Source organism: Kerstersia sp. (assembly GCF_052103615.1).
In the GTDB taxonomy this organism is placed as follows: Bacteria; Pseudomonadota; Gammaproteobacteria; order Burkholderiales; family Burkholderiaceae_B; genus Kerstersia.
On record NZ_JBQEKA010000096.1, the window covers coordinates 1 to 11,130 of the forward strand.

General features: G+C 65.2%; 12 protein-coding genes. 11 read left to right on the top strand and 1 reads right to left on the bottom strand.

What is annotated here, in order from left to right:
- Positions 1 to 376 (bottom strand): hypothetical protein (locus tag ACTJGZ_RS14270; RefSeq protein WP_441663572.1); only part of this gene is annotated, 376 nt, incomplete at its 3' end.
- Positions 377 to 655: 279 nt separating this feature from the next.
- Here ACTJGZ_RS14270 and gspG point away from each other — a divergent pair.
- The 11 genes from gspG (at position 656) to gspF (ending at position 11,001) form a co-directional block, all read left to right on the top strand.
- Positions 656 to 1,129: a type II secretion system major pseudopilin GspG gene (gspG, locus tag ACTJGZ_RS14275; protein ID WP_441663573.1), complete on the top strand. Its 474-nt coding sequence runs from the start codon at positions 656 to 658 to the stop codon at positions 1,127 to 1,129.
- The gene (locus tag ACTJGZ_RS14280; protein WP_441663574.1) at positions 1,104 to 1,637 is read left to right on the top strand and encodes a prepilin-type N-terminal cleavage/methylation domain-containing protein; all 534 of its coding nucleotides are present in this window, start codon (positions 1,104 to 1,106) and stop codon (positions 1,635 to 1,637) included. The genes gspG and ACTJGZ_RS14280 overlap by 26 nt, the downstream gene beginning before the upstream one ends.
- Positions 1,634 to 2,011: a type II secretion system minor pseudopilin GspI gene (gspI, locus tag ACTJGZ_RS14285; protein ID WP_441663575.1), complete on the top strand. Its 378-nt coding sequence runs from the start codon at positions 1,634 to 1,636 to the stop codon at positions 2,009 to 2,011. The genes ACTJGZ_RS14280 and gspI overlap by 4 nt, the downstream gene beginning before the upstream one ends.
- 3 nt (positions 2,012 to 2,014) lie before the next feature.
- The gene (locus tag ACTJGZ_RS14290; RefSeq protein WP_441663576.1) at positions 2,015 to 2,632 is read left to right on the top strand and encodes a prepilin-type N-terminal cleavage/methylation domain-containing protein; all 618 of its coding nucleotides are present in this window, start codon (positions 2,015 to 2,017) and stop codon (positions 2,630 to 2,632) included.
- Positions 2,629 to 3,540 (top strand): type II secretion system minor pseudopilin GspK, encoded by a 912-nt coding sequence (gene gspK, locus ACTJGZ_RS14295; RefSeq protein WP_441663577.1) that lies wholly within the window; start codon positions 2,629 to 2,631, stop codon positions 3,538 to 3,540. The genes ACTJGZ_RS14290 and gspK overlap by 4 nt, the downstream gene beginning before the upstream one ends.
- The gene (gspL, locus tag ACTJGZ_RS14300) at positions 3,537 to 4,556 is read left to right on the top strand and encodes a type II secretion system protein GspL (RefSeq protein WP_441663578.1); all 1,020 of its coding nucleotides are present in this window, start codon (positions 3,537 to 3,539) and stop codon (positions 4,554 to 4,556) included. Before gspK ends, gspL begins: the two co-directional genes overlap by 4 nt.
- Positions 4,553 to 5,137 carry a type II secretion system protein GspM gene (gene gspM, locus ACTJGZ_RS14305; RefSeq protein WP_441663579.1) on the top strand — a complete coding sequence of 195 codons (585 nt, stop codon included), beginning with the start codon at positions 4,553 to 4,555 and terminating at the stop codon, positions 5,135 to 5,137. The genes gspL and gspM overlap by 4 nt, the downstream gene beginning before the upstream one ends.
- Positions 5,137 to 5,883 (top strand): type II secretion system protein N, encoded by a 747-nt coding sequence (gspN, locus tag ACTJGZ_RS14310; RefSeq protein WP_441663580.1) that lies wholly within the window; start codon positions 5,137 to 5,139, stop codon positions 5,881 to 5,883. The genes gspM and gspN overlap by 1 nt, the downstream gene beginning before the upstream one ends.
- A 32-nt stretch (positions 5,884 to 5,915) precedes the next feature.
- Entirely contained in the window at positions 5,916 to 8,297 is a 2,382-nt protein-coding gene (gene gspD / locus ACTJGZ_RS14315; RefSeq protein ID WP_441663581.1) for a type II secretion system secretin GspD, read from the top strand.
- Positions 8,294 to 9,715, top strand: a complete 1,422-nt coding sequence (gene gspE, locus ACTJGZ_RS14320; RefSeq protein ID WP_441663582.1) for a type II secretion system ATPase GspE — start codon at positions 8,294 to 8,296, stop codon at positions 9,713 to 9,715. Before gspD ends, gspE begins: the two co-directional genes overlap by 4 nt.
- A gap of 71 nt (positions 9,716 to 9,786) precedes the next feature.
- A complete protein-coding gene (gspF, locus tag ACTJGZ_RS14325; protein ID WP_441663583.1) occupies positions 9,787 to 11,001 on the top strand; it encodes a type II secretion system inner membrane protein GspF in 1,215 nt (404 codons plus the stop codon).
- Positions 11,002 to 11,130: the final 129 nt, after the last annotated feature.

Below are 11,130 nucleotides of genomic sequence, written 5' to 3' on the forward strand. Positions count from 1 at the left end.
AGATTTCGTCGCGCGCCACAGCCACCAGCGTCACGCCCGGCGCCAGTGACTCGCAGACGCGGTAGGCGCGGGGGCTGGCGCCATCCACGCTCAGCACGGCAGCGCCGCGATCATTGCCCGTGGCGATGATGCCCGCCACCGTCACCCTCACCCGCTGATTACCGCCGCCAAACCAGCGCGCCACTGGCTGCACATCCGTGCCCGCCACCGTTTCAAAGGTAATGGATGGCGGAATGGCGCGCGGCGCAGGCGCCAGCAGCAAAGCCGTCCAGACGCCCAGGCCCACAGCCAGGGCCAGCGCGGCAAGCAGACGCGTGAGGCCGACCGGATTCAGGCGAATCTGAGGAAAACGCAGAGCGGGAAGACGAAAATTCACAAATGCACCGTGACAGTGACAAAAATACAGGACCGCAAACAACAGCGGCGGACAATGGCAAATAGTAGGTCAGGATAGCGGCAGCCCGGACGCGTTTGGCGGCAATGACATGCGCTGTCATCCCAGCGCAACAGAACGGGGGTTATCGTACGGAATTGTCCTGATCACGCACAATCCTGGCTTTCTATATGATGTGCGGACTCAATCTCCTACTATCGGGGATCGACAAAGTATAAACTAATGCTATTCTCATTTATTTGACAGTTTGTTGACGTCGCCATGATACCCACCGTCTCCCAGGCTTTTCGCCCGGTTTCGCGCCAGCGCTCTTTCCGCCGCGCAGGCCGGCAATCCGGTTTCTCCCTGATCGAAATCATGGTGGTGGTTGTCATCATGGGCATTCTGGCCGCTCTGGTCGTGCCCAATCTGCTGGATCGCCCCGATCAGGCGCGCATCGTCGCCGCCCGCCAGGATATCGGCGGCATCATGCAGGCGCTCAAACTCTACCGCCTGGACAATGGCCGCTACCCCAGCCAGGCGCAAGGCTTGCAGGCGCTGGTGAAGCGCCCCGAGGCCGCCCCGCTGCCCAATAACTGGCGTTCCTATATGGACAGGCTGCCCAATGACCCCTGGGGCGCTCCTTATCAATACCTGAATCCCGGCGTCCACGGCGAGATCGACGTGTTCTCGTTCGGCGCCGACAGCCAGGCTGGCGGCGAAGGCAACGATGCCGATATCGGTTCCTGGCAATAGGCCCTGGACCAGCCGCTCTGGCAGACAACATGGTTTTTCCCTGCTGGAACTGCTGGTCGTGCTGGCGATTATCGGCATCGTGACCGCCACAGCAGGACTGAGCGCGTTTCCCTCCTCGCAGGACCGCGCCTTGCAAAAAGACGCCCATCGCCTGGCGCAACTGCTGCCTGTCGTGCAGTCGGAAGCCCGCAGCGGCGGGCGTCCCATCGTTTGGGAAGTCGATGCGCAGGGCTACCGCTTTGCCCGGCGGCCGCACACCCTGGCGCTGCCCGTCGGTATGAGCGCGCTGGCGCCGGTGGAATCCGAATACTTCGAAAACGATGACCTGCTGCGCCCGCGCCGCTGGGACAGCGAAACGCCGGTCAATGTCAGGATCTCGCCGAACTCGGCCAATGTATTCAACGTGGAATGGATGCCCGACCCCATGGTCATCGAACTGGACAACGGCCTGCAACGCCTGCGCATCGAACGCGATGCCACCGGGCGCTATGAGGTCGTGCAGCCATGACCCGCCGGTTCCGTTCCCGTCAATCCGGCTTCACGCTGATTGAAGTGCTGGTCGCCCTGGCGATTGCCGGGGTGGCGCTGGCTGCCTGCGTGCGCGCGCTGGGCCTGAGCGCCAGCGGCACGCAAGCCATGCGCGAACGTAGCCTGGCCTTGCTGTCTGCTGAAAACCGCATGGCCGAACTGCGCCTGCTCAATGCCTTCCCCGGCCCGGGCCGGCAAACGGAAAACTGCCCGCAAGGGCCGCTGGAACTGGTTTGCGAACAGGAAGTCCGCAATTCCAACAACACGAACTTCCGTCAGGTCACCCTCCGTGTGCGCAATGCCGAAGGCATCGTCCTTGCCGACTTGCGCGGTTTGCTGTCATCGCTGAGATAAGCCATGCACACCCGGCAACACGGATTCACCCTGATCGAAGTCCTGGTCGCGCTGATGCTCATGGCGCTGGTCAGCCTGATTTCCTGGCGGGCCCTCGATAGCGTGGAGCGCACCAGCGAACGCCTGGAACAGGTGTCCGATGACATTCTGGCCCTGATGCGTGTTTTCGGCCAGTTGGACCGTGATCTCCGCCTGCATGCGGACAATGCCATTCTTCCCGAATTCCATCCTGTCGGCCAGGCGCCCAACATCCATGCGCTGCCCGCCGGGATTCATTACGTCAAAACCGAGGGCGGGCTGCCCTATCTGCAAATCATCCGCGCCGCGCCGGCGGATAACGGCACCTGGCAACAGGTGCGCTGGTGGCTGGAGGGCGACAAGCTGATGCGCGCCGTCGCGCCAGCGGGCAAGCAGTTGCCCCTGCCCGAGCCGCCGCAAGTCGGCACAGCCGTTCTGAACGGCATCAAACTGTTTGAAGTGCGCGCCTGGCTGCCCGGACGCGGCTGGACCGCGCTGCCTTTGCCTGACGGTTCCCCGCAGGCCACCGGCATGGAAATCACGCTGGACCGCTCGTCCGGCCCGGATGCCGGACGTTACCGGAAAGTGGTGCTGCTGCCATGACGCGCCGTTTTCTTCCCTCCTGGCGCCAGCGCGGCATGGCCGTCATCAGCGCATTGATTGTGGTCGCAGCGGCGGCCATCGCCGCGACTGCCATTCTCGAACGGCAGGCCTATCTGGCCCGCACGCTGGCCAGTGAGCGCGACCGCGCCCAAGCCGACTGGCTGCTGCGCGGCGGGCTGGATTGGTCGCGCGTCATCCTGCGCTGGGATGCCAGGCGCAATGCCATCACGCGGCCTGACTCCGCCTGGGCCCGGCCGATTACCGGGCTTGAAATTTCTGAGCCCGGCGACCCGCGCACCGCGCTCTTTTCCGGCCGCGCCGAAGACGAGCAAGGCAAGTACAACCTGAACAATCTGGCGGCCCATGGCATCATCAAGCCTGATGAGCTGATGGTGCTGGAACGGCTGCTGAGTTATCTGCGCATCCCTACCCATTTCGCCAGCAGCATCGCCCAGCGTGTCGCGCAAAGCCAGCCGGCGGAAAACAAGCCCGCCAGCGCGCCTGGCCTGAGAACCGTCAACGACTTGCGCGGCATCGACAATCTGGATGCGGCCACGGTCGATCTGCTGCGCCCTTACCTGACGGTGCTGCCGGCCACCACTGCCGTCAATGCCAACACCGCGACGCCTGAAGTGCTGAGCGCGCTGATCGCAGGCCTGACGCTGGCCGACGCCCGCGCCCTGGTCGTGCAGCGCGACCGCGGCCAGTGGTTCAACAACAGCGGCGATTTCGTCAACCGCCTGCCCAACCGCGAACTGGAAGTCGGCAATCGCATTACTGCCAACAGCAACTGGTTCCGCGTGGCCGGAGAGGTTTCACTGGACAATGCAGTCGTCGGCATGGAAGCGCTGCTCAATCGCGCTGACCGCAATTCTCCGACGCTTGTCTGGATCAAGGAAATGAATTGAAGAACCACCTACGCCTGGCGCTGCCGCCCCTGGCCAGCCTGAGACCGGAAAGCACCATCGCGTTTGCGCTGCTGGACCGCAATGCGGCCGTCCTGCGCTCCGGCGAACTGCAACTGTCGCAACTCTCGGGCGCGGTACCCGCCACTGGCGTCCAGGCCATTCTGCATCCGGACGACGCCGTCATTGTCACGCTCAATGTGCCCGCGCTGTCCGGCAACCGCCTGGATCTCGCGGTACAGTCCCTGGCCGAATCCATGGCCTTGTCCGACACCGAGGCGCTCTGCATCATCCATGGCCCCCGCCAGGAGAATGGCAGCGCCGTCGTCGCCTGGACCGATCGCGAACCCCTGATGCGCGCCTGGCGGCTGCTGGCCGAGGCCGGGCTGAATATTCAGCAGCTCACGCCGCTGCCGCTGGCCCTGCCGGCCCAGGACCCGGATCGCAACCGGCAACTGGCCTTGCCGGCGGACGCGCGCTGGTGCCAGCCGCTGCCCAAATGGTCTTTCGCCCGGCCGGAATGGCGCCCCGCCGCGGATCAGCGCCGCTGGCGCGGGCCGCTGGCCTGGGCCGCCGTGGCAGCCGCCGTCTGGATTTTCGGTCTCAATATTTATGCCGCCCAGCGCAGCGCGGAAGCGCGCGCGCTGACCGCAAGCACGGAACAAAGCGTGCGCCGCGCCTTCCCGGAGCTATCCGTCATTATTGATCCCCTGCGCCAGGCGGAAAACGCCCGCGACGCGCTGCGCCTGGCCCGCGGCACCAGCAGCAATGACGATTTCATTCCGCTGGCCCTGGCCGCCGCCCGCACCCTGAATGGCGCCGAAGGCCGGGTCGCCCGGCTGGTCTATGACAAAGGCGAATTGCAGCTGGGCTTCAATGAAGGTTTTACCGCGCCGCCGGAAGCCAGCCTGGGCCAGGCCGCCGCGACGCAGGGGCTGGACATCCGCAAGGATGAAACCCTGGAAAACACCTGGATCATCCGCCGCGCCAGCGAACGCAGCCGGGGAGGACAACAATGAACAGCCATAGCCCCCGGCCCGCCGCAGCGGCCTGGAGACAGAACCTGGAACACACCGGCGAACGCCTGCGCGCCTGGTGGTCGCAGCGCGAACCGCGTGAACGCAAGCTGCTGCAGATTGGCGGCGCCGCCATCGCGCTGGCGCTGGTCTGGGTGCTCGGCATCAAGCCGGCGCTCACCACCCTGGAACAAACCGATAAACGCTTGCCGCAGTTGCAGGCCACCGCGCTCAAGGTCGATGCCGTCATCCGCGAAGCTCAGGCACTGCGCCGCGGCCAAAGCGGCGCCATTCCCGCTGAAGAGCTGACGCCCGCGCTGCAATCCAGCCTGCAACGCGCCGGCCTGTCGGAAGTGGCCGCGCTGCGTGAAACCGAAGCCGGTTTCGATGGCGCCCGGCAATGGGAAGTCCTGGCGGAGAACGCCAGCGCGGGACGGGTCATAGAGTGGCTGGCAGATGTGCCCGCCCTGCTGCACATCCAGGTGCGCAGCCTGGACCTGTCACGCACGCGCATCGACGGACGCGACCGCCCCGGCTCTGTTTCCGGCAAGATCATCCTGGCTGCTCCGCAGGAGAACACCTGATGCGCCGTCACCTGATTCTGAAACTCATCGGTTTTGTCCTGGTGGCGCTGGCTGCGGCGCTCGTCGTCATGCCGGCGCGCTGGGCCATGGCCTTGCTGCCTGCCTCACTGCCCCTGGCCATTGTGGATGCCAGCGGTTCCATCTGGTCCGGCAGCGCCACGATAGCCATCGGCCCCGAAGGCCGCCGCCGCACCCTGCCCGATCCCCTGAGCTGGAAGCTGGACTGGCGCCAAGGGCCAGTGGCCGACCTCCGCCATCCCTGGCTGAGCGGCCCCCTGACGCTTGCCCCCGGCTGGCGCGGCCTGGCCATCAATGCCCAATCCCTGCGCCTGCCCGCCTCCACGCTGACCGCTTTCCATGCCGCCCTGGACACCATCGGGCCGGGCGGCGAGCTACAACTGAACTGGCCCGCATCCTTGCTGGGCGCAGCCACGCCGCCGGGCACCCGGCTGCTGGACATTCAATGGCGCAATGCTTCATCCGACCTCACACCTGTCAAACCATTCGGCAGCTATGATCTGACGGTCGCCCAGGATACCGATAACCGTGTCAAGCTGGCTTTGGCCACCCGCCAGGGGCCGCTGAGCCTGCAAGGGGAAGGCACGATCAACAGCAAGGGGCTGGTCTTCGAAGGTGTTGCCGAAGTCGAAGCCAGCGCCAGCGCCGACGTACATGGCGCTCTTAATGAACTGCTCGCCGCGCTCGGACCGCGAACAGGCAATCAAACCCGCCTGAATTTCCGCTGAGCCGCCTCCAGAACCGAAACGAAATTGCCATCATGACCGCCAAGCGCCAAGCCTCGACCTTTTCTTTCCCGCTGGTTCCCAGCACGTTGCTGACCCTGATACTGGCCGGCTGCGCCACCGTTCCGCCCGCGACGCAACAGGAACCCTCGGAATTGCTGGTCCGCACCAGCGGCGGCGTCCAGCGCCCGGCGGATGACAGCCGTTTCCACAATGACCTGCCGCCCGCGCCGCCGCCAGTCCAGGCGCCCCGCAACAAACCGGCCGCGGCCAGCCCGGTTGCGCCCCGCGCCGTCCCCAGCCACGGCACCAGTGCCGATAACCAGGTCATGCTGAATTTTGTCGATGCCGACCTGCAAGGCGTGGTCCGGGCGCTGGCGCGTTTTACTGGCAAGAACTTCATCGTCGATCCGCGCGTCAAGGGCCAGCTGACCCTGGTATCCGAAGCGCCGGTCTCCCCGGGAACCGCCTACTCCATGCTGCTGGGCGCCTTGCGCATGCAAGGCTTTGCCGTCGTGGAAGTGGACGGCGTCAGCCGCGTCGTGCCGGAAGCCGATGCCAAGCTGCAAGGCAGCCCGGTCAGTTCCTCTGACCAGGCCGGCGCCGCCAGCAGCGGCCTGATGACCCGCGTGTTCTCGCTGCGCTATGAAAACGCAGCCAATCTGGTGCCTGTCCTGCGCCCCATGATTGCGCCGAACAACCCCATCAATGCCTACCCGGGCAACAACACGCTGGTCATTACCGATTACGCCGACAATCTGGACCGCATCGCGCAAGTCATTGCTGGAATAGATACCCCGCACTCCATCAATACCGATGTCGTGCCCATCCGCTATGCCATTGCTGCCGATATCGCTGGCCTGGCCTCGCAACTGCTGGAAGGCCAAGGCGGTTCGGGCGATGCGACACAACGGATTTCCGTGGTCGCCGACCCGCGCACCAATAGCGTGCTGATACGCGCCGGCAGCCCGGCCCGCCTGGAGCTGGCCAAGGAATTGGTCCAGCGCATCGACAGCCCCACCACCAAACCCGGCAATCTGCACGTGGTCTATCTGCGCAACGCCCAGGCCACCAAGCTGGCGGAAGTGCTGCGCGGCGCGCTGACCGGCCAGGGCGGCGGCGGCACCGGCAGCGACGGCCTGTCGAATACGGGAGGCCTGTCCTCTTCGTCCTCGAATTCCTCCAGTTCCAGCAGCTCGCGTTCCGCGAACAATGCGCTCGGACTGGGCGGCAGCAACAATAGCGGCAGCAGCGCCAGCAGCAGCGGCAGCTCGAACAATCAGCAATCCGTCGCCTTTTCCGCTGGCGGCGCCACGATTCAGGCGGATCAGTCCACCAATACCCTGATTATCTCGGCCCCGGACCCCTTGTACCGCAGCCTGCGGGAAGTCATCGACCAGCTGGATCAACGCCGCGCCCAGGTGCTGGTGGAAAGCCTGATTGTTGAGGTCAATGCTGACAACTCCGCTGAATTCGGCATTCAGTGGATGGTCGGCGGCGACAATATCAATAGCGGCAACACGACCTTCGTCGGCGGCTCCAATCTCGGCGGCTCGGGCCTGAGCGGCAAAGGCCCTTCGACCATAGACGCGCTGGGCAAAGGCCTGAGCCTGGGGGTCGTCAAGGGCACCGTGGATATTCTCGGCAATGAAGTGCTGAACCTGGGCGTGCTGGCGCGCGCCATGGAAGGCACCGGCCAGGCCAATATCCTCTCCACGCCCAATCTGCTGACCCTGGACAACGAAGAAGCCAGCATCATGGTCGGCAGCACCGTGCCGTTCGTGACCGGCCAGTACACGACCTCCGGCGATGGTTCCAGCAACCCGTTCCAGACTATAGAGCGCGAAGATGTCGGCCTGACACTGCGCATCCGGCCCCAGATTTCCGAAGGCGGCACCGTCAAGCTCGCCTTGTACCAGGAAGTCAGCAACATCGACGAAACGGCCTCGGCCAGCACCAGCGGCATCGTGACGCGCAAGCGCTCGCTGGAAACCAATGTGCTGATCGACGATGGCCAAATCATCGTGCTGGGCGGCCTGCTGGAAGACCATGTCACCAATTCGACGGTCTCCGTGCCCATCCTGGGCTCCATTCCCTTTATCGGCAATCTGTTCCGCTACGACAAGCGCACGCGCACCAAAACCAATCTGATGGTTTTCCTGCGGCCGCATATCGTGCGTGATGCGCGTGACAGCGCCAACCTGACGCTGGACCGCTACAACTTCATGCGCGCGGCCCAGGACGGCATGCCGCTGGAATCGCGCTGGCTGACGCCGGATGCCTCGCGGCCCCTGCTGCCCGCGCTGGAACGCAACGACGATGGCCTGCTGGACCTGCGCGATGAACCAGCCGCCGCCGCGCCGGCTGCGCCCGTGGAAACCCGGATCATCCTCGACAACACGGACGCCGGCCAATGAACGCGCGCCTGCCCTATGCCTGGGCACGCGCCCAGCGCGCCCTGATCCAGGCCAGCCCGAGCGGGCTGGCGCTGGTTCTCAGCCAGGATACGCCAGCCTGGGCGCGCGCCGAACTCAAACGCCGCTATGGTGAATTGCCCTGCCGTGAAGTCAGTGATGCCGAGCTGGACACCCTGCTGGCCGCGGCTTATGCCCAGACCGACGACGCGGCTGCAGTGGTGGATGCCGCCGCCAGCGAAATCGACCTGGACCGGCTGCTGCAAGACATTCCTGAAGTCGAAGATCTACTGGAAGCCCACGACGACGCGCCGGTGATCCGCATGATCAATGCGCTCTTCACCCAGGCCGCGCGCGACGGCGCCAGCGATATCCACATCGAGCCTTTCGAAACGCATTCTGTCGTGCGCTACCGGGTGGATGGCACCTTGCGCGATGTTGTCAGCCCGCGCCGGGCGCTGCACAGCGCGCTGGTGTCGCGCATCAAAATTATGGCCAGCCTGGATATCGCTGAAAAACGCCTGCCCCAGGATGGCCGCATCGCTCTGCGCGTCGGCGGCCGCCCTATCGACGTCCGCGTGTCCACGCTGCCCACCGGCCACGGCGAACGGGCCGTGCTGCGCCTGCTGGACAAGGAAGCCGGCCGCCTGCAGCTTGAAAAACTGGGCATGGCCCCGGACGTCCTGCGCCAGCTGGACCGCCAGATCCGCCAGCCGCACGGCATCGTCCTCGTGACCGGGCCGACCGGCAGCGGTAAAACCACGACGCTTTATTCCGCGCTCGGCCGCCTGGATGCCAGCACTACCAACATCCTGACCGTCGAAGACCCTATCGAATACGACCTGCCCGGCATCGGCCAGACCCAGGTGAACCCGCGCATCGACCTGACCTTTGCTTCCGCCCTGCGCGCCATTCTGCGCCAGGACCCGGACGTCATCATGATTGGGGAAATCCGCGACCTGGAAACCGCGCAGATTGCCGTCCAGGCATCGCTGACGGGCCACCTGGTGCTGGCCACCCTGCACACCAATGATGCCATTTCGGCGGTCGCCCGCCTGATCGACATGGGGGTAGAACCCTTTCTGCTGGCCAGCACCTTGCAAGGTGTCCTGGCCCAGCGCCTGGTGCGACGGCTGTGCCAGCATTGCTGCAGCAAGCACGACAATGGCACGGCCAGTTGGACACCAGGCGGATGCCCGGCATGCAGCCATACCGGTTACAGTGGCCGCACCGGGATCCACGAGCTATTTACCGTTACCGATGAGATCCGCGCCCTGGTGCACAACAATGCCGATGAACTGGCTCTGCGCAGCGCGGCGCAGGCCGCCGGCATGCGCACCCTGCGCCAGGATGGCGACCGCTGGATCGAACAGGGCGTGACCTCGATGGAGGAAATCACCCGCGTTACCCGCGATGCCTGAGCGGTGGCTGAGCCGGCCTCAGTCACCGCGCGCAGCCATTCATCCGACCTTATTCTCTAGTCTGCCCAGCCATGCCTTCCTACCAGTACGAAGCCGCCGATACCGCAGGCCGCATTGAACGCGGCCTGATAGATGCCGATAGCGAGCGCGGCGCGCGCCAGGCCTTGCGCGCGCGTGGCCTGGTCGCCCTGAAAGTGCGGGCCACAGGCGCCTCACGCCAGGGCAGCCAGCGCGGCAGCAGCCTGGGGCCACGCATCAGCGACACGGATCTGGGCTGGCTCACCCGCCAGCTTGCCAGCCTGCTGGCTGCCCGCCTGCCGCTGGAAGCCTCGCTGAGCGCCACACTGGAACAGGCGGAACGCCGCCATGTCGCGCACACCCTGGCTGCCGTGCGCGCCGATGTGCGCGCCGGCCACCGGCTGGGCGAAGCCCTGGCCGCCCACCCGCGAGACTTCCCGGACATCTACCGGGCGCTGGTCGATGCGGGCGAACAATCCGGCGACCTGGCCCAGGTCATGGAAAAACTGGCCGACTACATCGAGTCCCGGGGGGCCTTGCGCAGCAAAATCCTCACGGCCTTCATCTACCCCATCATCGTGACCATTGTCTCCATCGGCATTGTCATTTTTCTGCTGAGCTATGTGGTGCCGCAGGTGGTCGGCGCCTTTTCACAAGCCAAGCAAAAACTGCCTGCCCTGACGGAAATGATGCTGAGCGCCAGCGGCTTCATCCGGGAATGGGGCGGCCTCACCGCACTGGCCCTGGCCGCCCTGTTCGTGCTGTGGCGGCTCAGCTTGCGGCGCCCCGCCGCCAAACTGGCCTGGCATAGCAAGGTGCTGCGGCTGCCGGTATTCGGGCGCTATGCCATGGGGGTGGATATCGCCCGCTTTTCCGCCACGCTGGCCATTCTGACCAGCAGCAACGTCCCGCTGCTGGCCGCGCTGGATGCTGCGCGCAAAACTTTGCGCAATGAGCGCCTGCGCGGCGCCGTCAACGATGCCACGGTGCGCGTGCGCGAAGGCGCCCAGCTCTCGGCTGCCTTGCAGGCGCAGAAAATTTTCCCGCCGCTGCTGGTTCACCTGGTCGGCAGCGGGGAACGCACAGGCGAATTGCCGTCCATGCTGGACCGCGCCGCCAAGACGCTCTCCAGTGAATTGGAACGGCGCGCCATGACACTCACCGCCCTGCTGGAACCCCTGATGATTCTGATCATGGGCGGCATCGTGCTGGTGATTGTGCTGGCCGTCATGATGCCCATCATTGAAATCAACCAGCTGGTGCAATAGGCCTTGCCTGGGGGGGCAGGCAAGGCCTGGCCGGGTCTTAATGCGCAATCTTAGTGCCCCGCTACATCCAGTCGGGCCGCGGTTTTCGCCTGCACTTCCTCGACCGTGACGCCAGGCGCCAGCTCCAGC

What these genes read in the sequence shown, in the direction of transcription:
- gspG (WP_441663573.1), top strand. Translation starts at nt 656, where the DNA reads ATGATACCCACCGTCTCCCAGGCTTTTCGCCCGGTTTCGCGCCAGCGC.
- ACTJGZ_RS14280 (WP_441663574.1), top strand. Translation starts at nt 1,104, where the DNA reads ATGCCGATATCGGTTCCTGGCAATAGGCCCTGGACCAGCCGCTCTGGC.
- gspI (WP_441663575.1), top strand. Translation starts at nt 1,634, where the DNA reads ATGACCCGCCGGTTCCGTTCCCGTCAATCCGGCTTCACGCTGATTGAA.
- ACTJGZ_RS14290 (WP_441663576.1), top strand. Translation starts at nt 2,015, where the DNA reads ATGCACACCCGGCAACACGGATTCACCCTGATCGAAGTCCTGGTCGCG.
- gspK (WP_441663577.1), top strand. Translation starts at nt 2,629, where the DNA reads ATGACGCGCCGTTTTCTTCCCTCCTGGCGCCAGCGCGGCATGGCCGTC.
- gspM (WP_441663579.1), top strand. Translation starts at nt 4,553, where the DNA reads ATGAACAGCCATAGCCCCCGGCCCGCCGCAGCGGCCTGGAGACAGAAC.
- gspN (WP_441663580.1), top strand. Translation starts at nt 5,137, where the DNA reads ATGCGCCGTCACCTGATTCTGAAACTCATCGGTTTTGTCCTGGTGGCG.
- gspD (WP_441663581.1), top strand. Translation starts at nt 5,916, where the DNA reads ATGACCGCCAAGCGCCAAGCCTCGACCTTTTCTTTCCCGCTGGTTCCC.
- gspE (WP_441663582.1), top strand. Translation starts at nt 8,294, where the DNA reads ATGAACGCGCGCCTGCCCTATGCCTGGGCACGCGCCCAGCGCGCCCTG.
- gspF (WP_441663583.1), top strand. Translation starts at nt 9,787, where the DNA reads ATGCCTTCCTACCAGTACGAAGCCGCCGATACCGCAGGCCGCATTGAA.